This window comes from Pseudorhodoferax sp. LjRoot39 (genome assembly GCF_964253035.1).
GTDB lineage: Bacteria > Pseudomonadota > Gammaproteobacteria > Burkholderiales > Burkholderiaceae_C > Pseudorhodoferax.
Window position 1 is genome coordinate 2,656,596 of sequence record NZ_CAXUQL020000001.1, and the last position, 23,490, is coordinate 2,680,085.

Annotated in this window: 21 protein-coding genes and 1 tRNA gene; 15 read left to right on the plus strand and 7 right to left on the minus strand. The window is 63.8% G+C overall.

The window, feature by feature from the left end; genetic code table 11:
• Position 1 precedes the first annotated feature (1 nt).
• Complete coding sequence (locus tag ACSQ4M_RS12585; protein ID WP_436194001.1) at positions 2-1,147, minus strand: S1C family serine protease; 1,146 nt, start codon at positions 1,145-1,147, stop codon at positions 2-4.
• A gap of 285 nt (positions 1,148-1,432) precedes the next feature.
• Between ACSQ4M_RS12585 and ACSQ4M_RS12590 the strand changes: the two genes are divergently transcribed.
• From ACSQ4M_RS12590 to pdxA, 3 genes are read left to right on the plus strand one after another with little or no spacing between them, the layout of a single operon-like run.
• Positions 1,433-2,749 carry an MFS transporter gene (locus ACSQ4M_RS12590; protein WP_436189860.1) on the plus strand — a complete coding sequence of 439 codons (1,317 nt, stop codon included), beginning with the start codon at positions 1,433-1,435 and terminating at the stop codon, positions 2,747-2,749.
• A 29-nt stretch (positions 2,750-2,778) separates the two neighbouring features.
• A complete protein-coding gene (locus tag ACSQ4M_RS12595; RefSeq protein ID WP_436189861.1) occupies positions 2,779-3,537 on the plus strand; it encodes a Nif3-like dinuclear metal center hexameric protein in 759 nt (252 codons plus the stop codon).
• Positions 3,537-4,550, plus strand: a complete 1,014-nt coding sequence (gene pdxA, locus ACSQ4M_RS12600; protein WP_436189862.1) for a 4-hydroxythreonine-4-phosphate dehydrogenase PdxA — start codon at positions 3,537-3,539, stop codon at positions 4,548-4,550. The genes ACSQ4M_RS12595 and pdxA overlap by 1 nt, the downstream gene beginning before the upstream one ends.
• Before the next feature lie 6 nt (positions 4,551-4,556).
• On the opposite strand, the gene mscL is transcribed toward pdxA, so the two are convergent.
• Complete coding sequence (gene mscL, locus ACSQ4M_RS12605) at positions 4,557-4,985, minus strand: large conductance mechanosensitive channel protein MscL (protein WP_436189863.1); 429 nt, start codon at positions 4,983-4,985, stop codon at positions 4,557-4,559.
• Between the two features lie 157 nt (positions 4,986-5,142).
• Here mscL and petA point away from each other — a divergent pair, with 157 nt between their 5' ends.
• From petA to ACSQ4M_RS12640, 7 genes are all read left to right on the plus strand, one after another.
• Entirely contained in the window at positions 5,143-5,742 is a 600-nt protein-coding gene (petA, locus tag ACSQ4M_RS12610) for a ubiquinol-cytochrome c reductase iron-sulfur subunit (protein WP_436189864.1), read from the plus strand.
• Between the two features lie 15 nt (positions 5,743-5,757).
• The gene (locus ACSQ4M_RS12615) at positions 5,758-7,161 is read left to right on the plus strand and encodes a cytochrome b (protein ID WP_436189865.1); all 1,404 of its coding nucleotides are present in this window, start codon (positions 5,758-5,760) and stop codon (positions 7,159-7,161) included.
• Positions 7,162-7,183: 22 nt separating this feature from the next.
• Entirely contained in the window at positions 7,184-7,954 is a 771-nt protein-coding gene (locus ACSQ4M_RS12620) for a cytochrome c1 (RefSeq protein WP_436189866.1), read from the plus strand.
• Positions 7,955-8,048: 94 nt separating this feature from the next.
• Complete coding sequence (locus ACSQ4M_RS12625; RefSeq protein WP_056672295.1) at positions 8,049-8,660, plus strand: glutathione S-transferase N-terminal domain-containing protein; 612 nt, start codon at positions 8,049-8,051, stop codon at positions 8,658-8,660.
• A 19-nt stretch (positions 8,661-8,679) separates the two neighbouring features.
• Positions 8,680-9,189, plus strand: coding sequence for a ClpXP protease specificity-enhancing factor (locus ACSQ4M_RS12630; protein WP_436189867.1), 510 nt, complete (start codon positions 8,680-8,682; stop codon positions 9,187-9,189).
• Positions 9,190-9,214: 25 nt separating this feature from the next.
• A tRNA-Thr gene (locus tag ACSQ4M_RS12635) sits at positions 9,215-9,290 on the plus strand.
• 198 nt (positions 9,291-9,488) lie between these two features.
• Entirely contained in the window at positions 9,489-10,442 is a 954-nt protein-coding gene (locus tag ACSQ4M_RS12640; protein ID WP_436189868.1) for a tyrosine-type recombinase/integrase, read from the plus strand.
• Positions 10,443-10,637: 195 nt separating this feature from the next.
• Here the strand turns inward: ACSQ4M_RS12640 and ACSQ4M_RS12645 are convergent, their stop codons facing one another.
• The 4 genes from ACSQ4M_RS12645 to ACSQ4M_RS12660 all read right to left on the minus strand — a co-directional run bounded on the left by ACSQ4M_RS12645 (position 10,638) and on the right by ACSQ4M_RS12660 (position 16,866).
• On the minus strand, positions 10,638-11,816 hold the full coding sequence (locus tag ACSQ4M_RS12645; RefSeq protein ID WP_436189869.1) for a response regulator: 1,179 nt from the start codon (positions 11,814-11,816) through the stop codon (positions 10,638-10,640).
• Complete coding sequence (locus tag ACSQ4M_RS12650) at positions 11,810-12,277, minus strand: hypothetical protein (protein ID WP_436189870.1); 468 nt, start codon at positions 12,275-12,277, stop codon at positions 11,810-11,812. The genes ACSQ4M_RS12645 and ACSQ4M_RS12650 overlap by 7 nt, the downstream gene beginning before the upstream one ends.
• Complete coding sequence (locus ACSQ4M_RS12655; RefSeq protein ID WP_436189871.1) at positions 12,267-15,602, minus strand: hypothetical protein; 3,336 nt, start codon at positions 15,600-15,602, stop codon at positions 12,267-12,269. Before ACSQ4M_RS12655 ends, ACSQ4M_RS12650 begins: the two co-directional genes overlap by 11 nt.
• 880 nt (positions 15,603-16,482) lie before the next feature.
• A complete protein-coding gene (locus ACSQ4M_RS12660) occupies positions 16,483-16,866 on the minus strand; it encodes a hypothetical protein (RefSeq protein ID WP_056672302.1) in 384 nt (127 codons plus the stop codon).
• Positions 16,867-17,142: 276 nt separating this feature from the next.
• On the opposite strand from ACSQ4M_RS12660, the gene ACSQ4M_RS12665 reads away from it, so the two are divergent.
• A complete protein-coding gene (locus ACSQ4M_RS12665; RefSeq protein ID WP_436189872.1) occupies positions 17,143-19,281 on the plus strand; it encodes a hypothetical protein in 2,139 nt (712 codons plus the stop codon).
• Between the two features lie 3 nt (positions 19,282-19,284).
• Here ACSQ4M_RS12665 and ACSQ4M_RS12670 read toward each other — a convergent pair whose 3' ends face one another.
• Complete coding sequence (locus ACSQ4M_RS12670; protein ID WP_436189873.1) at positions 19,285-19,956, minus strand: trimeric intracellular cation channel family protein; 672 nt, start codon at positions 19,954-19,956, stop codon at positions 19,285-19,287.
• 89 nt (positions 19,957-20,045) lie between these two features.
• Between ACSQ4M_RS12670 and ACSQ4M_RS12675 the strand changes: the two genes are divergently transcribed.
• From ACSQ4M_RS12675 to ACSQ4M_RS12690, 4 genes are all read left to right on the plus strand, one after another.
• On the plus strand, positions 20,046-20,240 hold the full coding sequence (locus ACSQ4M_RS12675) for a hypothetical protein (protein WP_436189874.1): 195 nt from the start codon (positions 20,046-20,048) through the stop codon (positions 20,238-20,240).
• Between the two features lie 121 nt (positions 20,241-20,361).
• Complete coding sequence (locus ACSQ4M_RS12680; RefSeq protein WP_436189875.1) at positions 20,362-21,984, plus strand: carboxyl transferase domain-containing protein; 1,623 nt, start codon at positions 20,362-20,364, stop codon at positions 21,982-21,984.
• Between the two features lie 16 nt (positions 21,985-22,000).
• Entirely contained in the window at positions 22,001-22,780 is a 780-nt protein-coding gene (locus tag ACSQ4M_RS12685) for an enoyl-CoA hydratase/isomerase family protein (protein WP_436194002.1), read from the plus strand.
• A 2-nt stretch (positions 22,781-22,782) separates the two neighbouring features.
• Positions 22,783-23,490: a DUF4126 domain-containing protein gene (locus ACSQ4M_RS12690; protein WP_436189876.1), complete on the plus strand. Its 708-nt coding sequence runs from the start codon at positions 22,783-22,785 to the stop codon at positions 23,488-23,490.

A 23,490-nucleotide genomic window follows, 5' to 3' on the forward strand; every position in this document is an offset into this window, starting at 1 on the left:
ATCAGGGCCGCTGCGCGCGCTGCGGCTTGGGCCGCACGCCCGGCGTGACCTGCAGGCGCAGGCGTTCCTCGCGCCGCAGCACTTCGAACTCCGAGGCCTCGCCGGGCTTGAGCGCGGCCACGGACGACAGCAGCTCCGTCACGTTGCCGATGGCCTTGCCGGACACCGCGGCGATCACGTCGCCCGGCCGCACGCCCGCCTGCGCCGCCGGGCCGTTCTGCAGCACGCCCGTGATGATCACGCCGGCCGTGGTCTTCACGCCGAAGGTCTCGGCCAGTTCGGGCGAGAGGTCGTTCGGCTCCACGCCGATCCAGCCGCGGCGCACCTGGCCGTCGCGCACGATGCCTTCGAGCACCAGCTTGGCGGTGGACACGGGGACCGCGAAGCCGATGCCCATGCTGCCGCCCGAGCGCGAGTAGATCGCGGTGTTGATGCCCAACAGGTTGCCTGCCGTGTCGACCAGCGCGCCACCCGAGTTGCCGGGGTTGATGGCGGCATCCGTCTGAATGAATTCCTGCAGCGGGCTCATGCCCAGCTGGTTGCGGCCCAGCGCGCTGATGATGCCGCTGGTGACCGTCTGGCCCACGCCGAAGGGGTTGCCGATGGCCAGCACCTGGTCGCCGACCTGCAGCGCGTCCGAGCTGCCCAGCACCATGACGGGCAGCTTGTCGAGGTCGATCTTCAGGATTGCCAGGTCGGTTTCGGGATCGGTACCGATGACCTTGGCCTGGGTGCGCCGGGCGTCGTTGAGGATCACCTCGATCACGTCAGCGCCTTCGACCACATGGTTGTTGGTCAGCACATAGCCTTCGGCGCTCACGATCACGCCGCTGCCCAGGCCGGCGCGCGCCTCGCCGCCGCGGTCGCCGAAGAAGAAGCGGAACCACGGGTCGTTGCTGTTGGGGTGGGGCTGGGCTGCCGTGCTGGTGTTGATGCTGACCACGGCGGGCGCTGCGCGCTTGGCCGCCGGGGCGAAGCTGCCGGCCGCCACGGTGCCGGGCGGTACGGCCGGTGCTTCGATGACCGAGATGCTGCTGCCCGTGAAGCCGCGCTTGCCCAGCCACTCCGGCTTCAGGGTGGCGACAACGAAGTAGGCCGCGAGCAGCACGGTCACGGATTGGGAAAAGAGCAGCCAGAAGCGCTTCATGGTGGCAATGGGAAATCCGGGAAAGCGCGCATTGTCGGCCATGGCGGTAGGCGCCTCACGGGCCGTACGCGAGCCCCCGGTCTGCAGAATTGCGGGTAAACCCTTAGAATTGCGCCCCTGCGTCAGCCGCTGCGTTCCCCGCCATGCCGAACCGGACACCCCGGTGGCGCGCATGGCCCCAGGCCCCATCCGGACCCCCGTCGAACGATCCCCATCGTGCCGCCCATCCCGCGGCCGCGTCCTGCGCAGACGCGATCCTGCCTCCCGTTCCCGGAAAAAGCCTCTATGACCACCATCGTTTCGGCGGCGTCCCAGCCGGACGCCGCACCCCGACGACCGCTCACCCGCCGCGATCTCCGCACCCTCGGCCTCTCGGCCCTGGGCGGCACGCTGGAGTTCTACGACTTCGTCGTCTTCGTCTTCTTCGCCAACGTGCTGGGCGCGTTGTTCTTCCCGGCCGACCTGCCGGACTGGATGCGCCAGCTGCAGACGCTGGGCATCTTCGCGGCCGGCTACCTGGCGCGGCCGCTGGGCGGCATCGTCATCGCCCACTTCGGCGACATCCTGGGACGCAAGCGCATGTTCACGCTGTCGATCTTCCTGATGTCCGTGCCCACGCTGGTGATCGGCCTGTTGCCCACCTACGCGTCCATCGGCATCGCCGCGCCGCTGCTGCTCTTGGCCATGCGCATCCTGCAGGGGGCAGCCATCGGTGGCGAAATGCCGGGGGCCTGGGTCTTCGTGGCCGAGCATGTGCCCAAGCGCCACTACGGCCTGGCCGTGGGCACGCTGACGGCCGGCATCACGGGCGGCATCCTGCTGGGCTCGCTGGTCGCCGTGGCGCTCAACACCCACTACACGCCGGTCGAGATCCACGACGGGGCCTGGCGCATCCCGTTCATCCTGGGCGGCGTGTTCGGCCTGGTGTCGGTCTACCTGCGCCGTTTCCTCGAAGAGACCCCGGTGTTCCAGGAGTTGGCCGAGCGCAAGAAGGTGGCGCGCGAGCTGCCCGTGAAGACCGTGCTGCGCGAACACCGTGCCGCCATCGTGCTGGTCGCGCTCATGACCTGGGTGTTGTCCACCGCCATCGTGGTCGTGATCCTGTTCACGCCGGCCTACCTGCAGAAGGTGTTCCAGATTCCGGCCAAGCTCTCGCTGCAAGCCAACCTGGCCGCGACCTTCACGCTGACCCTGGGCTGCGCGGTGGTGGGCTGGGCATCCGACCGGTTCGGCACCCGGGCCGTGATGCTGGTCGGCTGGGGCGGGCTGTTCGCCACGACCTATCTGTTCTACCTGGGCCTGCCGGGCACGTCCGCGTCGCTGGTGTGGAGCTATGCGCTGGTCGGTTTCTTCGTCGGCTCCATCGCGCTGCTGCCCATCGTGGGGGTGCGCGCCTTCCCGCCGGCCGTGCGCTTCTCCGGGCTCTCGTTTGCCTACAACATGGCCTATGCGGTCTTCGGCGGCTTCACGCCGGTGCTGATCAGCGTCTGGCAACAGGTCGACGTGATGGCGCCGGCCCACTACGTGGCCGGTGTCGCAGTGCTGGGCTTCCTGATCGGCCTGTGGCCCTTCGCCTCGCGCGGTTGGCAACCGCGCGCCTGATCGGCGGTATGGCCTGAGACAATTCGGCCATGCACACCACCACGCGCGACGAATTGCTGCAGGCCTGCGATGCACTGCTGCAGCCGGCCCGTTTCAAGGACTACGGGCCGAACGGCCTGCAGGTGGAGGGCAAGGCGCCGATCCGCCGGCTCGTCAGCGGCGTCACGGCCAGCCGGGCGCTGATCGAGGCAGCGATTGCCGAGGAGGCGGACGCCATCTTCGTCCACCACGGCCTGTTCTGGCGTGGCCAGAGCGGCACCGTCACTGGCTGGATGAAGCAGCGCCTGGCGCTGCTGCTCGTGCACGACATCAACCTGCTGGCTTACCACCTGCCGCTGGACGCGCACCCTGAACTGGGCAACAACGCGCAGCTGGGCCGCGTGCTGGAGCTGCCATTGGAATCGACGCGCTTCGGCGAGCAGGACCTCGGGTTCGTGGGGCAGGGCGCGTTCGCCGATGCGCAGGCGTTGGCACGGCATGTGGAGCGGCGCCTGGGCCGCGGCGTGACGCTGGTCGACCCCGGGCACGGCCGGCCGCTGCGCCGCATCGCCTGGTGCACGGGCGGCGCGCAGTCGTACTTCGAGGCGGCCATCGCGGCCGGCGCGGATGCCTTCATCACGGGCGAGATCTCCGAGCCGCAAGCCCATCTGGCGCGCGAGTGCGGCGTGGCCTTCCTGGCCTGCGGCCACCATGCGACCGAACGCTACGGCGCGCCGGCAGTGGCCGCCCATGTCGCGGCCCAGTTGGGCATCGCGCACCGTTTCATCGAGATCGAGAACCCCGCGTGATGGTTGCGCTGCCGATCGCCATCAGCATGGGCGATGCCGCAGGCATCGGCCCCGAAATCATCGCCAAGGCTTTCCAGGCGGAGCCTGCGCTGCTGCAGGGCTGCTTCGTGGTGGGCGATGTCGGCCTCATGCGGCGTGCGCTGGCGCTGCTGGCGGGCGTTGCACCGGCGCTGGCACCGATCGCGACGCCCCAGCAGGTCTGGCAGCTGCCGCCGCGTTGCATTCCGGTGCTGCAGCCGGGCCCTGATACGCCCGCCATGCCCTACGGCGCCGTCAGTGCGGTGGCCGGCCGCCTGGCCGCCGATTGCGTGGCATGGGGCGCGCGCGCTGCCTTGCGCGGCGAGGTGGCGGCGCTGGTGACGGCGCCGGTGCACAAGGAGGCACTGTCCGCTGCGGGCGTGCCCTATCCGGGCCACACCGAGTTGCTGCAGGCCGAGGCCGCGGCCCATGCCGGCCGGCCCGTGGCCGAGATGCCGGTGCGCATGATGCTGGCCAATCCGGAGCTGCGCACTGTGCTGGTCAGCATCCACGTGTCGCTGCGCGCCGCGCTGGACGCCGTGACCTTCGACAACGTGCTGCAGACGCTGCGCATCACGCACGCCGCTTTGGCTGCGGTGCTGGGCCGCACGCCGCGCATCGGCGTGGCCGGCCTGAACCCGCATGCGGGCGAAAGTGGCCTGTTCGGCCACGAAGAGATCGAGACCATCGCGCCAGCCATGGCGGCGGCGCGCACCGAAGGCATCGATGCCCAGGGGCCCTATGCGCCCGACACGGTGTTCATGCGCGCTCGCACGGGCGCCTTCGACGTGGTCGTGGCCATGTACCACGACCAGGGCCTGATCCCCGTGAAATACCTCGGTGTGGAGCAGGGCGTGAACGTGACCCTGGGCCTGCCGCTGGTGCGCACCAGCCCGGACCACGGCACCGCGTTCGACATCGCCGGCACCGGCCGGGCCGATGCGCGCAGCCTCGTCGAGGCCTTGCGCATGGCGCGCCAACTGGCGCGCGGCTGAAGCGAACTACTTCTTCAGGCTGTCGCGGATCTCGCGCAGCAGCATCACGTCTTCGGGCGTGACCGGGGCGGCAGGTGCGGGTGCCGGTTCCGCGCGCTTGAGGCGGTTGATCTGCTTGACCATCATGAAGATGATGAAGGCCAGGATGGCGAAGTTCACCGCGATGGTGATGAAGTTGCCATAGGCCAGCACCGGCACGCCGGCCTTGCGCAGGGCGTCCAGCGTGTTCGGCACGCCGGCTGGCGCGGTGCCCAGCACCACGAAGAGGTTGGAGAAATCCAGTTTGCCGAAGACCAGGCCGACGACAGGCATGATCAGGTCGGCCACCACAGAGTCGACGATCTTGCCGAAGGCGCCACCGATGATCACGCCGACGGCCAGGTCGATCACATTGCCCTTGACCGCGAACTCCCTGAATTCCTGCATCATGCCCATGGCATCCCCTCGCTTCGGTGAGTGAAAAACCCGCGCATTCTCGCTGCATTCGCCTGTCGCGCAGGGCGCACAGACCGCATCAGCGCGCCTTGAGAGCGAATAACCCTGTCCGCTACAATCTTTTGTTGACTCCAATAAGAGACTATTGAGGAACCCCATGAGTGACATTCCAGTCGACCGTAGCAAGCGGACATGGCTGATCGCCTCCGGTTGCGCGGGGGCGGTAGGTGGTGTGGCAACCGCAGTTCCGTTCGTGAGCACATTTCAGCCTTCGGAGCGCGCCAAGGCTGCGGGTGCCGCTGTCGAGGTCGACATCTCCGCACTCAAGCCCGGCGAGAAGGTCACCGTGGAGTGGCGTGGCAAGCCGGTGTGGATCATCAAGCGCACGCCCGAGCAACTGGCCGAGCTGCCCAAGCTCGACAGCCAGCTGGCCGACCCCAAGTCGCTGCGCAAGCCATCCGAGCTGACGCCCGAATACGCACGCAACGAGGGCCGCTCGATCAAGCCCGATGTGCTGGTCGTGGTGGGCATCTGCACCCACCTGGGCTGCTCGCCGGTCGACAAGTTCACGCCCGGGCCCCAGCCCTCGCTGCCCGACAACTGGGAGGGCGGCTTCCTGTGCCCCTGCCACGGCTCGACCTTCGACCTGGCCGGCCGCGTGTTCGCCAACAAGCCCGCGCCCGACAACCTCGAAGTGCCGCCGCACCAGTACCTGACCGACACGCGCCTGCTCATCGGCGACGACAAGAAGGCTTGAGGGGGCACGACGGACATGGCTGAATTCAAGGAAATCTCGCCCAACGCGCCGATTGGCGCGCATGTGACCAACTGGCTGGAGAACCGGTTCCCGACCGCGTTCGACGCCTACCGCGTCCACATGTCGGACTACTACGCGCCGAAGAACTTCAACTTCTGGTACATCTTCGGCTCGCTGGCGCTGCTGGTCCTGGTGATCCAGATCGTCACCGGCATCTTCCTCGTGATGCACTACAAGCCCGATGCGAACCTCGCGTTCGCCTCGGTCGAGTACATCATGCGCGACGTGCCCTGGGGCTGGCTGATCCGCTACATGCACTCCACGGGTGCCTCGGCCTTCTTCGTGGTGGTCTACTTGCACATGTTCCGCGGCCTGCTGTATGGCTCCTACCGCAAGCCGCGCGAGCTGGTCTGGGTGTTCGGCTGCGCGATCTTCCTGTGCCTGATGGCCGAGGCCTTCATGGGCTACCTGCTGCCCTGGGGCCAGATGTCCTACTGGGGCGCCCAGGTGATCGTGAACCTGTTCGCCGCGATCCCCTTCATCGGCCCCGATCTGGCGCTGCTGATCCGCGGCGACTACGTGGTCGGTGACGCCACGCTGAACCGCTTCTTCAGCTTCCACGTGATCGCCGTGCCGCTGGTGTTGCTGGGCCTGGTGGTGGCGCACCTGCTGGCGCTGCACGATGTGGGTTCCAACAACCCCGACGGCATCGAGATCAAGGCCACCAAGGGCCCGAACGGCAAGCCGCTGGACGGCATCCCGTTCCACCCGTACTACACGGTGCACGACATCTTCGGCGTGTGCGTGTTCCTGATGGCCTTCACGGCGGTGATCTTCTTCGCCCCCGAGTTCGGTGGCTACTTCCTCGAGTACAACAACTTCATCCCGGCCGACCCGCTGAAGACGCCGGCGCACATCGCGCCCGTCTGGTACTTCACGCCGTTCTACTCGATGCTGCGCGCCATCACGAGCGAGATGATGTATGTGCTGATCGCCTGCGTGGTGCTCGGTGCCGGCCTCATGACGCTCAAGCTGCGCCTGCCTGGTTTTGTCAAGGCGTTCATCGTCGTCGCGGCCGTGGCCGCAGTGGCCATGATGCTGTCGATCGACGCGAAGTTCTGGGGCGTGGTCGTCATGGGCGGCGCCGTCATCATCCTGTTCTTCCTGCCCTGGCTGGACCACAGCCCGGTCAAGTCGATCCGCTACCGTCCGAGCTGGCACAAGTATGTGTATGGCGTCTTCGTCATCAACTTCGTGGTGCTGGCCTACCTGGGCGTTCAGGCTCCTTCGCCGATCGGCGAGCGGGTCTCGCAGGTCGGCACGCTGTTCTATTTCGGCTTCTTCCTGCTGATGCCCTGGTGGAGCCGCCTGGGCGAGCCCAAGCCGGTGCCCGCGCGCGTGACCTTCAACCCGCACTGAGCCCACGGAACAGACGAAGACCATGAAAAAGAATCTCCACGGTTTCATCGCTGGCCTGCTGCTGTCGCTGGGCCTGGCCGCCGGCACCGCGCACGCGGCCGAAGGCGGCATTGCCTGGGACAAGGCGCCGGTCAAGACCAACGACATGGCGTCGCTGCAAAACGGTGCCAAGCTGTTCGTCAACTACTGCCTGAACTGCCACTCGGCGGCGTTCATGCGCTTCAACCGGCTGCAGGACATCGGCCTGACCGAGCAACAGATCAAGGACAACCTGCTGTTCACGACCGACAAGGTCGGCGAGACCATGAAGGCCGCGATCGACCCGCGCCAGGCCAAGGAATGGTTCGGCGCCAACCCGCCCGACCTCACGCTGATGACGCGCTCGCGCTCCGGCCATGGCGGCACGGGTGCCGACTACCTCTACACCTACCTGCGCACCTACTACCGCGACGAGACCAAGGCGACGGGCTGGAACAACCTGGCCTTCCCCAGCGTCGGCATGCCGCACGTGCTATGGGAACTGCAGGGTGAGCGCAAGCCCGTCTTCGAGGAAATCCAGAGCCATGGCCATGCCACTGCCGTGTTCAAAGGCTGGGAGCAGGTGAAGCCGGGCACAATGACGCCCCTGCAATACGATCAGGCCGTTGGCGATCTGGTCAGCTTCATGGCCTGGATGGCCGAACCCGCACAGAACACGCGCGTGCGCGTGGGCGTCTGGGTGCTGCTGTTCCTCGCGGTCTTCTCGGTCATCACCTGGCGCCTGAACGCTGCGTTCTGGAAAGACGTCAAGTAAGCAGTCCATGCCCGGCAGCAGCAGGCTGCGGGCGTGATCAGAGTGGGTGCGGATGCCGCACCCACTCTTTTTGGTTTTTTAGGAGTCTTCTCTCATGATGGTCTTGTACTCGGGAACGACCTGCCCCTTCTCCCACCGTTGCCGCTTCGTGTTGTTCGAAAAGGGCATGGATTTCGAAATCCGCGACGTCGATCTCTACAACAAGCCAGAAGACATCAGCGTCATGAACCCGTACGGCCAGGTCCCCATCCTGGTCGAGCGCGACCTGATCCTGTACGAGTCGAACATCATCAACGAGTACATCGACGAGCGCTTCCCGCACCCGCAGCTGATGCCCGGCGACCCGGTGGACCGCGCCCGCGTGCGCCTGTTCCTGCTCAACTTCGAGAAGGAACTCTTCGTGCACGTCAGCCTGCTTGAGAACCGTGCCTCCAAAGGCAACGAGAAGGCGCTGGAAAAGGCCCGTGCCCACATCCGCGACCGCCTCACGCAGCTGGCCCCGGTGTTCCTCAAGAACAAGTACATGTTGGGCGAGAACTTCTCGATGCTGGACGTGGCCATCGCCCCGCTGCTGTGGCGCCTGGACTTCTACGGCATCGACCTCAGCAAGAACGCGGCGCCGCTGCTCAAGTACGCCGAGCGCATCTTCTCGCGCCCGGCCTACATCGAAGCACTGACGCCGTCCGAAAAGGTCATGCGCAAGTAAGCACGGGAAGCTGGACCGGATGAACGCGCTCGACGCCACTTCCACCCGCCCGTACCTGATCCGGGCGCTCTACGAATGGTGCACCGACAACGGCTTCACGCCGTACATCGCGGTGCTGGTGGACGAGACCGTGCAGGTGCCGCGCGAATACGTCAAGGACGGTGAGATCGTGCTGAACGTGAGCTTCGACGCCACCAGCGCGCTCAAGCTCGGCAACGACTTCATCGAGTTCAAGGCGCGCTTCGCGGGCACCGCCCGCGAGATCCTCGTGCCCATCGGCCGCGTGATCGCCATCTACGCCCGCGAGAACGGGCAGGGGATGGCCTTCCCCTCGCCGGTGGCTGCCGCCGCTGCGCCCGAGGCCGCACCGGCCCCTGCCGGCGCGCCTTTGCCAGCCGAGGCGCCCGATGACAAGGCGCCCAAGGTGCTGCAGCTCGCGCCGGTCGAATCCGCTGACGAGGGCGCCGAGCCCGAGCCGCCCAAGCCCGGCGGTGGCGCGCCCCGCCCGGCGCTCAAGCGCGTCAAGTGACCGCGTAGAATCGCCGCTGGTTTTCGCCGATTTAGCTCAGTTGGTAGAGCACCCGCCTTGTAAGCGGACGGTCGTCAGTTCGATTCCGACAATCGGCACCACCGGACAGTCTCAGGACGTCCCACAACCCGCATGCCGGCCCGGCATTGCGGGTTTTTTCTTGGCTATGCAGTGCCACTGCGTGCCATGGGCCAGCGTTTCGGCGGCAAACAGAAGTTGCTGGTGGTGGGTGTACCCCGAGGTCAGTCTGGCAAAGGCCCGCAAGCGACGCGAGCAGGCGCGAGAAGGAGCAGACGCACGTGGCCGAGACCGTCAACACCTTCGGCGCCGTGGCGATGGAGTGGCATGCGATGAGGGCCAAACGCGGTGAAGCCGCCACGACCACGGGCAAGCGTCTGGCCCACCTCGAAACCCATGTGCTCCCCGAGATCGGCGGTCGGCCCATCGAAGACCTCAAGCCTTCCGAGGTGTTGGCGATGCTGAACAAGGTCGTCGACGGCGGCAGTGCCTACACGGCCACCCGTCTGCGTGAGATCTGCGGCCAGATCTTTCGCTATGCCATCGCCACGGACCGCGCCGACCGCAACCCGGCGGGCGATCTGCGTGGTGCGTTGGAGGTTCCGCGGGTCAAGCACCGGCCGGCGTTGACAACGCGGCGCGAGTTCGGCGAGTTCCTGCGCAACCTGCTGACCTACGAAAACTGCCAGCCGATGACCAGGCTGGCGGCCCGCCTCGCGGTGCTGACGTGGACCAGGCCGGTCGAGCTGCGCACGGTGCGGTGGGAGCACTTCGACCTTGAAGCCAGGGAGTGGCGGGTTCCGGCCGCGAACATGAAGGAGGGCAAGCACCTGCAAGCCCACACGGTGCCGTTATCCGCTCAGGCTTTGTCGGTACTTGCCGAACTGCGAGCGCTCAATGGGGAGCGTGGGCAGTGGCTGTTTCCAGGCAACCACGGTGCCGACAGCATCATGAGCGAAAACACCTTGAACTTGCTGTTCAAGCGGATGGGCTACGAGGGAAAGCAGAGCCACCATGGGCTGCGAGCCTCAGCGCGTAGCCAGCTGTCTGAGCGGGGCTGGTCAGCGGCGGCGCTGGAGACGCAGTGGACCATGCGGAGCGGAGCAAGGTCGTGGCCGCCTATGCACGCAGTGAGCATCTCGTCGAGCGGCGGAAGATCATGGGACGATTGGGGCGGGCTGGTCGCTGCGATGGAGCGCGGTGACAACGTTGTGCCGTTGCGGCCGGCAGCGTAGAGCTTGCTGTAGTCCATGCAACCGGTTCACATGACGCGCCTGATACTCAAAGAATTCCCCGAGTGCGAGTAATCCAATCTCTTTGGCGAATTTCCCTTGTTGGACTCAAATAGTCAGAGATTCTTTAGTGAGCAAGGCCGAAAAAAACCCCGGATGAAGAAGCATATTGCGTATAAGTAGGGGGAATCACGCAAACTACCAGAAGGCTGCTACTGCACTGCGAAAAAAAAGGAAGAAACCAAAAATGTACGTAACTGGTTTTATCCACCCGATAAACTCAATGATGCGATCCGTCACCAGATGCTGAAAAGACAGTGCTGGTCGTTTATCAAGGTCCCTGAGCGTGCTTCCTGGCGATGCCAACGGCGCCCAGTACTTTCTCATAAAATCGTCACCACTAAAGTAATGACTGTGCCCTCCAGGGAAAAACCGATTCTTGAAAAGCTTATCTTGGAAGCCGAAGAAACCGACTTTTCCCGCCATCCCTCCGCCAAGTACAACGGCCTGACTCAAATAGAGAACGTAGTCATCATCCCCGCAATCGTTGACCACGCGAATTCCCGCATTGTTAAAAGAAGAAAAGTCAAAGGACATTGGTAAGATGCTGCCGCCCAGAACCACTGTATGCACAGGAACCTCTCGGTTCTTTAGTATCCGCTTTAGGGCGCGGACAACCAAGTATGTTCCAAAGCTGTGGCAGTAAATGGCAAAGGACTTATCTTTATCTGAATCAAAAAGTTTGCAAAGCTTTCTCTCCAGGATGACGATCTGAATCCAACGAAGTGGGGGGATTAGAAGAGAAAGTACAGAGAAAATTCCGTACTTGTAAGCATGAGCCGATACTGGACCAACCACCTCTGCGACCAGTCGTGCGAGCCGCCCCTGCCACGCGCCAAAGGTTTGCACGCCATGAACTGTAATCAATCCAAACTTTTCATCATTGACGGAGCGTTTCAGGCGAGAAGAATATGTGTAGGAGATGGCTTGGATAATGGATTTCCGCCAAGCTGCCTCTCCTATGCGAGCTTCAACAATAACTTGGCAATGCTGCGAGAAGCTTTCACGATACCGCTCCAATGAAGAGGAATTTGCCGTTATTCCAATAATTCTCTCCGGTTTCATGTATAGCTTTGAGCGAGATACGACCTCAAGCAACTCAATGCCGCCCTTTGGGATTGGCGTTTCGCCGGATCGTCTTGGAAGCATTACATCGAGTATCAGCGCATCGTAGTGCCACTTCTGGAGAAGATTTTTTGCGGAGTTCAGGCAGTCTGCCGAATGTATCTCAACTTCGTCACCAAAATCTGAGCCTGCGATTTCGGCTTGGAGTGCAGAGGCGCGAACTCTATCATCATCAACGATCAGTATCAGCAATTTTTACCCGCATTAAACATCATCAGCTCAAGCTCATTTTTCCAAGAAATCTGAGATCCATCGTAGTAAATCATTCCAAAGAACGCTGATCCGCATTCTTTCAGCATGATCTCTTTTAGTTGCTCGAAGGAAAAAGATGCCCCTTTGTCGCTGAACGACTTATATTGAGTGATAAATATTATCTTCTCGCCTCTGTGGTGTCGAGATATCTTCCGGCCGATCTCACGGCCCGCGAAGGGCCTAAATCTTCCGCCGCTCTGAGCCTCGTTCTTGTCGTAGGTCGGTAGACTAATATCGGCAATAACGATGTCGTAAAGTTTTGACTCAAATTCCTGGCAGCCTGAAGAGAAGGAATGCGCTTCGGTTATTTCGAGGGGCATTCTCTTGAGAGATTGAAGAAAATCAATAATGCGCACTCTTTTGAATGAGTTGTCTTCTATTAGTAAAACGCTAGTTGCCATATATGACCTTGGCGACTACTTGTTCATCGCGACGGCTCAGAATAACGTCGTTTTTTGAGCGCCCATTCTTTATCTGATTGAATGCTTTGAAAACGCCCGATCCGCCCTCGGCGCGAAGTAGTACAAAAGATCGTTCTGCGCGAATCTCTTCATTTACTTTTGACAGATGCGATGATTTGATCTTCTCGCCCTGCTCAGCGCTAAGCTCGTTGATCACCTCAGCGTGCACCATCTCGCCGATCACCGTGGCGTTGATCACGACTTTTGTATTTCGCCCGTATCCACTATGGCGAAAGCAATTGTCCAGCAAGTTGATGAACGCAATGATCACTGGGCGGACCTCCATAGGGGGGACGCTTATTTTCGATACGTCCCAAGAGATATTCAGGATGAAGTTTCCAACGACCCCCTTGACGCGTTCGAATGAGCTTACGGCAGTTCTAATTACATGATCGAAGGAGCGGCGCTCAAAACCAGATATGCGACTGCGCTGGAACCATTCTGTCACTGTCGTCACGTCCTCATTTATTAGTGTCCTTGAGCGCTGAATAGCATCCGCCATCTTAAGTCTAGGCGCATCATTGCAAGCCTCAGACAGGTCTCGATCTAACTCATCAATGAGTTTATTCGCGCTGGCCCGAAACTCTTGATCAAGGCGCTCTCTAAGTATTTGAAGTTGCTTCTCCACAAGCTTCCACATCAAACTCAGAATCGCTTCAATTGCGTGTCCTGCTGACTGGCTTCTTCCGACCTTATCGGCAAGACCGTCAAAATCAACCGTAGATAGTTCAATATTGATGCCTTCCTCACCTGTGGCGACGGAGATTTGCATTAGCGTCTCAGTTTTGTCGAGTAGGAGCGCCCAGGATTTCGAAAAGTCATAAAGGATCTCGTCAAACCGATTTAGTATCGGATTGGTAAAAAACGAATTGGCGTCGCGCCAATAAACGTTTGGTCGGACGAGGCTGGCCTTGTCGATCTCTGTGAGCAGAGTAGCCTTTTCAAGCCTTGATCGCATGAGATTCGAGAAAAATCCATGGCGAATCTCCGTGCTCAGATTCTTGTCAAGTCCGTGCATCTCCTCAAATAGAAATGCGTTCCTTACAACCGAGAACATTCGAACTAGCAGTTCAGAGCGTCTGCCAGTCGCGAAGGCAACCGTTTCATTGGGCAATGAGGCACTGTGAAGGAGGGTGAGCTTATCGTCAGACTCTTTGGACGATTTTGCCTTAATATAAGAGGAAAAAAGCGCTCGAATTTCTTCATGCACTTGTTTTGCAATAACTCCGTCATCCACATATATCTTCGGGCCATTTATTCGGTTGGTGTCGGCCTCGACTATCGCCTCTTCAACTAGTTCCTCAACTTCTTGCATTCGGCTTTCTGTGGATATTTCTCCGCGATCAAGCAAATTGTCGAGGATTTGAACGCGCTCGGCTCGCAACATGTCGGTGTCGGAGAAGCAACTTAGATAATCTAGGACTTCCAATGAACATATGTCGCGAAAGAAGAACGCTTCGGCTTCGTTGAGTGTGTCGATAGACGCAAGCATCTCGCTAGGTCGATCACACTCACAAGAATGAAGAAGTTCTTCCACACATTCGTTCAGAACATAGTCTTTGTCGCTAGACACATAGCGCAGATAGTGGAAACAGACGATGGCGGCATCTAGCGTCGATATCCGTTGCCGTTCTATTACATCAACCAATCGTCCGAGCGGTAGACTCAAGTGGCTGTGATAATTTCCGAGAAGGTGGCGTGCGGCAACAGGAATGAGTCGCTCCTCCTCGTTGTACTTAAAATATGCTGTCGTGTATATCTCAAGGAGATCCTTTTGCAGTCCAGCAGATGCTTCAACATCTTTAAGCGCCAGTTCAACCTCTTCCACTGGCGAATTTGCCTCAATGAGGGCCTGGACAGACCAGCGAGCCGCTCGCTCCCTTGGAATTGGGTCGGAATCCTCCCCTATCCTACGCCCCAAGAATCCCACTGCATCGTTGCCGGCCAATTGAAGCGCGAGTGGGGTGGCACTTTTTGTACTTAAACAAGAGAGTTGAGCTGCTCGTCGGACATCCTTTTCTAGATAGCCGTAGGGCAACGCCATGTATAGATGGGCCTGAATTTCCAAGCTGCATGGAAGCCCGTGCAGTCTAATAATCCAAGATACCAGATCGTCTTTTGCCTGCCTGCTTGTGTCATCCAGCCTGTAAATGGAGCTGAGTGCATTGACTGTCTCTACAAACAATCCTTCGCCTGACAAGCGTTCAGACGGAGAAATCCTTGCAAGCGACTTTGCTACCACTGTCAAGATAGGTAGGGGGAGTGAGCTTCGCAACGAGTAATTCTGCACTTCTGCAAGAACTTGAAAATATTCGCCCTGCTCATACAGAGCCGTAACCTGGTCTACGAATATTTCGCAGTCGCCCGATTCTATTGATTGAGCGTCAGTCAAATCAGCCAGCAACGGATCACGCACTGATCTCTGAATCCTTGCAAGCGTTGACGGGCGGGGTAGATACTTCGCTGCTTCGCCTTCAGGCATGCACCGAAGTTCTCTTAGAATTGCGACGAGACCTTCATAGAGGTCTATTGCTTGGAGTCCTTGAAGGCCTCGAAAACCCTCGGAGTAGTCATCGGTGCTAAGGAGAGGATTGGGGCTGCACAGAATTCCTATCACTGCCGCAGCGTCCTCCATTCCAGCCTGAGTATATTCTCGGACTACTGCGCCTACCATCTCCCGCCAATGAAGCAGAGCTCCCTTATTTGTACCAATTATTAGTTGGTATGCGGCGGCCATGTACCCTATAAAGCGACTTGTTTTTTGCAGGTTCTGACACAGTTCGTTCACCTCTTCAGATCGGCCGAGTAGTGAGTGCAGCAGAATTTTCAGTCGCAAATACCAATACCCATCGCCAGCTTCAGCTCTCAGTTGGTCCAGTGTCTTGAGAGCCTGTTCATAGTCCCCCATGACAATGGCCGCTTCGATCACCGGTCGAGTATCTAGATACTTCTGTATTCGTTCGCGATTACTCTCAATTAGCTGGGAGTAAAGGATCCAACCTGGCTCCGATGGCCGGTCTCCAGTTAGGAATATGTCGGAGGGCTGAATATCAATGAGATTTCCTTTGAAGGCGTTAAACCTTGATTTGAACTTCGAGGTTCGCGCGACGATCGCGAGTTTTTCGGCAAGTCTCTCCGGTGGTTCGGTGATGAGGACTGTTTGTAGCGCGACGTCGAAGCTTTCCGCATCGAGTGCGCCGGAGGTAATAGGATTGCTCAGAACCAACCATGCGGATGGTTTTTTCTTGTATGGAGTGCGGCCCATATGTGTTCAGTCGTTGTTCCGAGGTAGGAGCGGGCGGATCGTAGCAATTTGTAGCATCCAACAGATTGTGGAGCCATGCGTGAGCTGCAGGAACTTCTGCACCCATTTGCGCGATGGCAGTTGCGGTTGATGGAGAGGCGGCCTCGGACGAACGGGGCGTTTGTTGGTTGCAGCTCGGCCGGCTGCTATAGACGCACAGCACTCGATCACCGCTGTTCTGAGCCTATCGTGAGGCTTTGATCTCCCGATGTTCCCGAGCGAGTGGTCTCGGTGGTAGGGCGGACCGACGATCTTTCGAAGTGCGAATGGACGGTGCCCGGAAGCGCTGGCGCGCAGACGCCTTGATCACGCAACGCGGCCTTGTCCTACAGCCGCATGCGCCTGCCAGTCGCCGAACCGTCACATGGCGCACCTACCATCTCGTCCGTTGGCGCTCGCGCCCCTGTCCACTAGGAAGTGTGGGCTGCTGGAGATCAGGCTTCTCTCGCCCCACCCGAGCGCATCGGGGAGAACTCCCCAGAGGGTCGTAAACGTGAACCGCGCAAGAGTCCACGACCAATTCCAAAGCCCGCCACCGTGCGGGCTTTTTCGTGCCCGCACGCGTCATCGTCGACCGGTGCGAGGCGGCGCAGATTTGGCACAAAGCAACAGGCCCCAGCTGGATGCATGCGAACCGCACGGAGCATCGCTATGCTGTGGCATCCGTCCAAGGAGGTTTCGTTGCCCGCTGAATCGCAGAGCCGAATCCCGCGCTTGACGCTGTTCCAGCGCAGGTTGTGCAAGCAACTCGGAATGCCGCCGCTGCAAGTGGCGCGCTTGACGCGGACGGACGTGCGAATACCGACGCGCCCCAGCTGAGGCCGCCCTGCGGGGCTGGCGCCTACGCCATCGGCCGCCAGGCCGTCTCCTGGCGCGTGTCTTCTCCCTCGAAGGTCACCCGCAACAGCACCTTCGGGCGATGGTGCTCCAGGGGCGCATGTGCGCTGTGCACCCAGGCCTTGACCACGCGCAGCCGGCCGGTGTCCATCTTGTGGGCCCAGTGCTGCTCGCCGTCGTGTTCGACGAAGCCGATGTGCGCCCAGGTCTTCCACAGGCCCCAGAAGCGGGGGCAGCGCAGCCAGACGCCAATGGCTTCCGGATGCTTGCTGGCGGCTTCGCGGCGCAGCTGCACTTCGGCACCCTGGCGTGCGAAGGCCTTGATCAGGTCGGAACGCCCTCCAAGGGCGGTGCCTGCAACGACTGCCGAATAGGTCCTGCGTGCCATGGTGTCTCCCGCCACAGAATTTAGCGAGGGCGTTGCGCTCTGCGCCGGCAGAGGGTGCAACTGGGGGTTTCAAGCGTCACATCTGTGTACGAAGCCAGGCCGCCGGTTTCGTTGGTTTCATGCCGGTCGCGCTGGTTCGGCGCCAGGTGTCCGCGGCCTTGTCCTACTTGCGGGGCGGTGGTCGGGCGATGGCGGCACCATGACGTGCGGTGCAAGCTTCACGCTCGCCCTTGTCCTTTCCCTTCCTTCCCAGCGGCGCGCGGCAGCCGCTGGCCGATGTCCATGCCCCATGCCTGGCAGTTCTTTCGCGCCGGTGGCGTCGATCAGGTCCTGATCGCCCGCGGCGCCGACCTTCTTCATCTGCGCGAACTCGACCAGAAGCTCTGGGTTGCGCTGGCCTGTCCCACGCGTGGCCTGCATTTCGATGCACGCACGCTGGACCTCATCGACACCGACAACGATGGCCGCATCCGCGCACCCGAGTTGATCGAAGCCTGCGAATGGGCCTGCGCCCGCCTGCGCGACCCGGAGCGCCTGCTGCGCGGTGGCGACCGGCTGGCCCTGGCGGACCTGGCCGGGAGCGAGGAGGGCCAGGCACTGGTCGCTGAGGCGCGGCGCACCTTGGTCGGTCAGGGCCACGCCGATGCCGCAGACATCGGCCTGGCCGAACTGGCGGAGCGGCAGAAGCACCTGGCAGGCGAGCGCTTCAACGGCGACGGCATCGTCGTGCCGGCCACGGCCCAGGACGACGGGGCGCTGCGCGTGCTCATCGAGCAGATCGTGGCGACGCAGGGCGGCGTGGCCGATGCCAGCGGCACACCGGGCGTGGACGAAGCGCGCGTCAAGGCCTTCTTCCATGAGGCCGAGGCGCTGTTCGCCTGGCATGCCCAGGGCGAGCGCGACTGCGGCACGCTGCGGGCAGCGGCGCAGGCCGTCGAAGCCGTGTATGCCAAGGTCGAGGATTTCTTCGCGCGCTGCCGCCTGGCCAGCTACGACCCGGCGGCCGCCGCTGCGCTGAGCGTGCCCACGCCCGAGCAGCTGCGCAGCCACGCGCTGCAGCCGCTGGCGGTGGACGCGGAACCGCTGGCGCAGTTGCCGCTGGCGCCAGTGGCGGCCGGCCGCGCGCTGCCACTGGACGCCATGGCACACCCGGCCTGGCAGGCCGCCCTGCGCACGCTGCGCGACAGCGCCGTGCGGCCCTTGCTCGGTGCGCAGGTGGGCGATGCGCTAGACGAGGCCGGCTGGCAGCGCCTGAAGGCGCATGTCGCGCCCTGCCGGGCCTGGCTGCTGCGGCGCCCGCCGGGCGCGGTCGCGGCGCTGGGCAGCGAGAAGCTGCGCGCACTGGTGGGTGAGACGGTGGCACTGGCCCAGGCCCGCGTGCTCGACCTGATCGCGCAGGACGTGGCCGCAGGTGGCCAGCAGGGCCGCGTGAACGCACTGGAAAAGCTGTTGCGGCTGCAGCGCGACCTCGCGGTGCTGGTGCGCAATTTCGTCTCGTTCGAGGCCTTCTACCACCGCGAGGGCGCCGTGTTCCAGGCCGGTCGTCTGTTCCTGGACGGGCGCAGCTGCGAGCTGACGGTGCAGGTGGCCGACGCCGCCAAGCACGCCGTGGTTGCCGGCTTGGCCAAGACCTATCTCGCGTACTGCGAATGCCAGCGCGGCAAGGAGAAGATGACGATCGCCGCCGCGTTCACGGCCGGCGATGTGGACTTCCTGTTCGTGGGCCGCAACGGCCTGTTCTACGACCGCGAGGGGCGCGACTGGGACGCACGCATCGTCAAGGTCATCGAGAACCCGATCAGCATTGGCCAGGCCTTCATGTCGCCGTACAAGAAGTTCCTGCGCATGGTCGAGGAGCAGGTCGCCAAGCGCGCCGCCGCCGGCGATGCGATGCAGCAGAAAGGCCTGGGCAACCTGGCGGGCCAACTGGCCACGGTGGACAAGGCCGCGCCGGCGGCGGCCGTGCCGGGCGCTGCCGCCGCCAGTACGCGCGGCCGCTTCGATGTCGGCACCGTGGCGGCGCTGGGCGTGGCGCTGGGCAGCATCAGCGCCGTCATGGTGGGGCTGTTCACCAAGTTCGTCGATCTGGGGTGGTGGATCCCGATGGGTGTGCTGGGCATCGTGCTGTCGATCTCCGGTCCCAGCATGCTGATCGCCTGGCTCAAGCTGCGCCAGCGCAGCCTGGGCCCCATCCTGGACGCGAGCGGTTGGGCCATCAACGGCCGCATGCGGCTCAACGTGCGGCTGGGCGCTTCGCTGTCGCAGACGGCGCAGCTGCCGCCGGGTACGCGCCGGCTGCGCGACCCCTTCGCACCGCGCAGCGCCACGCCCTGGCTCGCCGTGCTGCTCGTGCTGGCCTTGGGCTTGGCGGCCTGGCGCTGGGGGCTCTTCGCGGCGTGGCTGCCGGCGGCCTGACCGTCATTCGCGCGGCGGCGCTTCGCCGGTGTGCCAGGCGGGCAGCTGCCAGCCCGTCCACAGGGCGATGGCGCGCAGCAGCAGCGCAGTGCTGGCCCCGGCCACCATGCCGAGCCAGTCGTCCATGCCGAGCCGGTGCCCCAGCACCACCACCCAGGCGCCCATGAAAGCGCAGACGGCATAGGGCTGGTGGTCGCTGAAGGCGCGCGGAATCTCGTTGCAGACGATGTCGCGCAGCACGCCGCCGAACACGGCCGTCATCGTGCCCATCAGCACGGCGACCACGGCCGGCGAGTCGGCCTGCAGCGCGATCTGCGTGCCGCTGGCCGCGAACAGGCCCAGGCCGAACGCGTCGGGCCATTGCATGGCGCGCTCGGTCGCGGCGAAGTGGCGGGTGCGCATGAACATCATGGCCGCCACGCACAGCGCCAGCAGCGCCCAGAGCCAGCCCGCATGCTCGACCCAGAAGAAGGGCCGGCGGTCCAGCAGCACGTCGCGCAGCGTGCCGCCACCGAAGGCCGCCAGGCCCGCGACGATGCACACCCCCACGGGGTCGAGCCGCTTGCGCGCCGCCGCCAGCAGCCCGGATGCTGCGAAGGCGAGCGTGGCGGCGGTCTCGATCACGATCTGCGCGTTCGACAGCGTCAGCACCTGGGCCAGCGGAAGGGCTTGCATGGCCGGGGATGGTAGCGAGCCGGATGCGCATTTGTCCGACACCGCGGGGCGGGCAGGCGGCGCAGCATCGGGCCATGACACATCCATCCATGCAACTTCTGGTGGAGGAGCCCATGCCGGGCGCCTTCGTGTGGACCCTCGCCGAGACCGACGCACGCGGCCGCCCGACCAAGGTGGCGCGCCGCGCACTGGAGCCCAGCGACAGCTACGAGGCCGCGCTGGCCGCGGGCACGCATGCGCTGAACGTACTGATGCGCGCCCAGTCGGCCCCCGCACCGGCCTGAAACGGCGCGGCGCGGTCCGCCGTCCGCGGGCAGGGCCCTGGCACGATCTGCAACCCTTGTGGCTGCAATTGCACGGCCGCAGGGGGTACCCTCGGGGTCTCTTCCTGGAGACAAGACCCCCATGCCCGTTCTGGAGACCAAGCTCAACGTCCGCTCTGCGGAGTTCCAGGCCAATGCCGAGGTGCTGCGCGCCGCCGTCGCCGACCTGAACGCCAAGCTGGCGCAAACGGCGGAGGGCGGTGGCCCGGCTGCACGCGCCAAGCACCAGTCGCGCGGCAAGCTGCTGCCACGCGAACGCGTGCAGATGCTGCTGGACCCTGGCACGCCCTTCCTCGAGTTCTCGCCGCTGGCCGCGCTGGCCATGTACCCCGACCGCGACGGCAGCGACAGCGCGCCCTGTGCCGGCATCATTTGTGGCATCGGCCGGGTCAGCGGCGTGGACTGTGTGGTGGTGTGCAACGACGCCACCGTCAAGGGCGGAACCTACTACCCGATGACGGTCAAGAAGCATCTGCGGGCACAGGAGATCGCGCAGCAGAACCAGCTGCCCTGCATCTACCTCGTCGATTCGGGCGGCGCCAACCTGCCGAACCAGGACGACGTGTTCCCCGACCGCGAGCACTTCGGCCGTATCTTCTACAACCAGGCGAACATGAGCGCCCAGGGCATCGCCCAGGTAGCCGTGGTGATGGGCTCGTGCACGGCCGGCGGCGCTTATGTGCCGGCCATGAGCGACGAATCCATCATCGTCAAGGAGCAGGGCACGATCTTCCTGGCCGGCCCGCCACTCGTGAAGGCGGCCACCGGCGAGGTGGTCTCGGCCGAAGACCTGGGCGGTGGCGACGTGCACACGCGCCTGTCCGGGGTGGCCGACCACCTGGCGCAGGACGACGCCCATGCGCTGGCGCTGGCGCGCCAGGCCGTGGCCCACCTGAACCGCAGCAAGGCGCCGCAGATGGCGCTGCAGCCCAGCCGCCCGCCGCGCTTTGCCGCCGAGGAGCTGTACGGCGTGATCCCGGCCGACACGCGCAAGCCCTACGACGTGCGCGAGGTCATCGCCCGCATCGTGGACGACAGCGCCTTCGCCGAGTTCAAGGCGCGCTACGGCACCACGCTGGTCTGCGGCTTCGCCCACATCGAGGGCATGCCGGTGGGCATCGTCGCCAACCAGGGCGTGCTGTTCTCCGAAGCCGCGCAGAAGGGCGCGCACTTCATCGAGCTGTGCGGCCAGCGCAAGATTCCGCTGGTGTTCCTGCAGAACATCACCGGCTTCATGGTCGGCAAGAAGTACGAGAACGAGGGCATCGCGCGCCACGGCGCCAAGATGGTCACGGCCGTGGCCACGGTCAACGTGCCCAAGTTCACCGTGGTCATCGGCGGCAGCTTCGGTGCGGGCAACTACGGCATGTGCGGCCGCGCGTATTCGCCGCGCTTCCTGTGGATGTGGCCCAACGCGCGCATCAGCGTGATGGGCGGCGAGCAGGCCGCCAGCGTGCTGGCCACCGTCAAGCGCGACGGCATCGAGGCCAAGGGCGGGCAGTGGAGCGCCGAGGAAGAGGCCGCCTTCAAGGCGCCGATCCGCGAGCAGTACGAACACCAGGGCCACCCCTACTACGCCACGGCCCGGCTCTGGGACGACGGCGTGATCGACCCGGCCGACACTCGCCGCGTGCTGGCGCTCGGCCTGTCGGCCGCGTTGAACGCGCCCATCCCCGAGCCGAAGTTCGGCGTGTTCCGCATGTAAGGAGGCCCGCATGGCCATGCTCACCACCCAGGTCCAGAACCACATTGCCACCGTCACGCTCACGCGCGGCGACGTGCGCAACGCCTTCAACGACGAGCTCATCGCCGCACTGACCCAGGCCTTCGGCGAACTCGGCGGGCGTGCCGACGTGCGCTGCATCGTGCTGGCGGCCGAGGGCAAGTCCTTCTGCGCCGGCGCCGACCTGAACTGGATGCGCCGCATGGCCGACTACACGCGCCCGGAGAACCTGGCGGACGCCGGCAAGCTCGCCGAGATGCTGCGCGTGCTCTACACCTGCCCCAAGCCGACCATCGCGCGCGTGCAGGGCGACGCCTATGCCGGCGGCACGGGCCTGGTGGCGGCCTGCGACATCGCTGTCTCGGCCGACACGGCGGGCTACTGCCTGTCCGAGGTCAAGCTGGGCCTGATCCCGGCCACCATCAGCCCCTACGTGGTCCGCGCCATGGGGCCGCGCGCCGCGCACCGCTACTTCCTGACGGCCGAGCGCTTCGACGCGGCCGAGGCGCTGCGCATCGGCTTCGTGCACGCCGTGGTGCCGGCCGAGGCCCTGGACGCCAAGGTGGCCGAACTCGCGCAGGCGCTCGTGAACGCTGGCCCTGAGGCCGTGAAGGCCTGCAAGAAGCTGGTTCAGGACGTGGCGGGGCGCGCCATCGACGCTGAGCTGATCGCCGCCACGGTGGAGGGCATTGCCGACATCCGCGCCAGTGCCGAGGGCCGCGAGGGCGTGCAGTCCTTTCTGAACAAGCGCGCTCCGGCCTGGCTGCCGGCGCGCTGAGCATGGACCTGCTGGCCTCCTGGTGGAACGCGCTGGTCGCCTGGCTGGGCATGGCCGCGGGCCAGGCCGGCAGCGCCGCGCAGGCGGGCGCCAGCGGGCTGGACATGGCGCAGCTGCTGGCCCTGGCCGGCGTGCTCGGCTGGGCCAGCGGCATCCGGCTCTACGCCGTGGTGTTCCTGGTCGGCATGTCCGGGTGGCTGGGCTGGCTGCCACTGCCCGCAGGGCTGCACGTGCTGCAGCACCCGGCCATGCTGGCGGCCAGCGGCTTCATGCTCTTCGTGGAGTTCTTCGCCGACAAGATCCCGGGGCTGGACTCGGTGTGGGACCTGCTGCATTCGGTGATCCGCATTCCGGCCGGCGCCGCGCTGGCGGCCGGCGTGTTCGGTGCCGACAGCGGCACCATGGGGGCGGTGGCCGGCCTGCTGGGTGGCTCGCTCGCGGCCACCGCGTTCGCCACCAAGGCCACGGCGCGCGCGGCCGCCAACACCTCGCCCGAACCCTTCTCCAACCTGGGCCTGAGCCTGCTGGAGGACGGCCTCGTGGTGGCGGCCGTCTGGCTGGCGACCCACCATCCCGTTGCCTTCGGCATCTGCCTGCTGCTCGTGCTCGTGCTGAGCGTGCTGCTGCTGGTCGTGCTGTTCAAGTTCCTGCGCCTCGTGGCGCGCAAGCTGGCCTCCCTCTTTTCGAACACCGCATCCCAAGGTAGCTGA

Coding starts and splice junctions, on each gene's coding strand:
- ACSQ4M_RS12585 (WP_436194001.1), bottom strand. CDS start 1,147: ATGAAGCGCTTCTGGCTGCTCTTTTCCCAATCCGTGACCGTGCTGCTC.
- ACSQ4M_RS12590 (WP_436189860.1), top strand. CDS start 1,433: ATGACCACCATCGTTTCGGCGGCGTCCCAGCCGGACGCCGCACCCCGA.
- ACSQ4M_RS12595 (WP_436189861.1), top strand. CDS start 2,779: ATGCACACCACCACGCGCGACGAATTGCTGCAGGCCTGCGATGCACTG.
- pdxA (WP_436189862.1), top strand. CDS start 3,537: ATGGTTGCGCTGCCGATCGCCATCAGCATGGGCGATGCCGCAGGCATC.
- mscL (WP_436189863.1), bottom strand. CDS start 4,985: ATGGGCATGATGCAGGAATTCAGGGAGTTCGCGGTCAAGGGCAATGTG.
- petA (WP_436189864.1), top strand. CDS start 5,143: ATGAGTGACATTCCAGTCGACCGTAGCAAGCGGACATGGCTGATCGCC.
- ACSQ4M_RS12615 (WP_436189865.1), top strand. CDS start 5,758: ATGGCTGAATTCAAGGAAATCTCGCCCAACGCGCCGATTGGCGCGCAT.
- ACSQ4M_RS12620 (WP_436189866.1), top strand. CDS start 7,184: ATGAAAAAGAATCTCCACGGTTTCATCGCTGGCCTGCTGCTGTCGCTG.
- ACSQ4M_RS12625 (WP_056672295.1), top strand. CDS start 8,049: ATGATGGTCTTGTACTCGGGAACGACCTGCCCCTTCTCCCACCGTTGC.
- ACSQ4M_RS12630 (WP_436189867.1), top strand. CDS start 8,680: ATGAACGCGCTCGACGCCACTTCCACCCGCCCGTACCTGATCCGGGCG.
- ACSQ4M_RS12650 (WP_436189870.1), bottom strand. CDS start 12,277: ATGGCAACTAGCGTTTTACTAATAGAAGACAACTCATTCAAAAGAGTG.
- ACSQ4M_RS12655 (WP_436189871.1), bottom strand. CDS start 15,602: ATGGGCCGCACTCCATACAAGAAAAAACCATCCGCATGGTTGGTTCTG.
- ACSQ4M_RS12660 (WP_056672302.1), bottom strand. CDS start 16,866: ATGGCACGCAGGACCTATTCGGCAGTCGTTGCAGGCACCGCCCTTGGA.
- ACSQ4M_RS12665 (WP_436189872.1), top strand. CDS start 17,143: ATGTCCATGCCCCATGCCTGGCAGTTCTTTCGCGCCGGTGGCGTCGAT.
- ACSQ4M_RS12670 (WP_436189873.1), bottom strand. CDS start 19,956: ATGCAAGCCCTTCCGCTGGCCCAGGTGCTGACGCTGTCGAACGCGCAG.
- ACSQ4M_RS12675 (WP_436189874.1), top strand. CDS start 20,046: ATGCAACTTCTGGTGGAGGAGCCCATGCCGGGCGCCTTCGTGTGGACC.
- ACSQ4M_RS12680 (WP_436189875.1), top strand. CDS start 20,362: ATGCCCGTTCTGGAGACCAAGCTCAACGTCCGCTCTGCGGAGTTCCAG.
- ACSQ4M_RS12685 (WP_436194002.1), top strand. CDS start 22,001: ATGCTCACCACCCAGGTCCAGAACCACATTGCCACCGTCACGCTCACG.
- ACSQ4M_RS12690 (WP_436189876.1), top strand. CDS start 22,783: ATGGACCTGCTGGCCTCCTGGTGGAACGCGCTGGTCGCCTGGCTGGGC.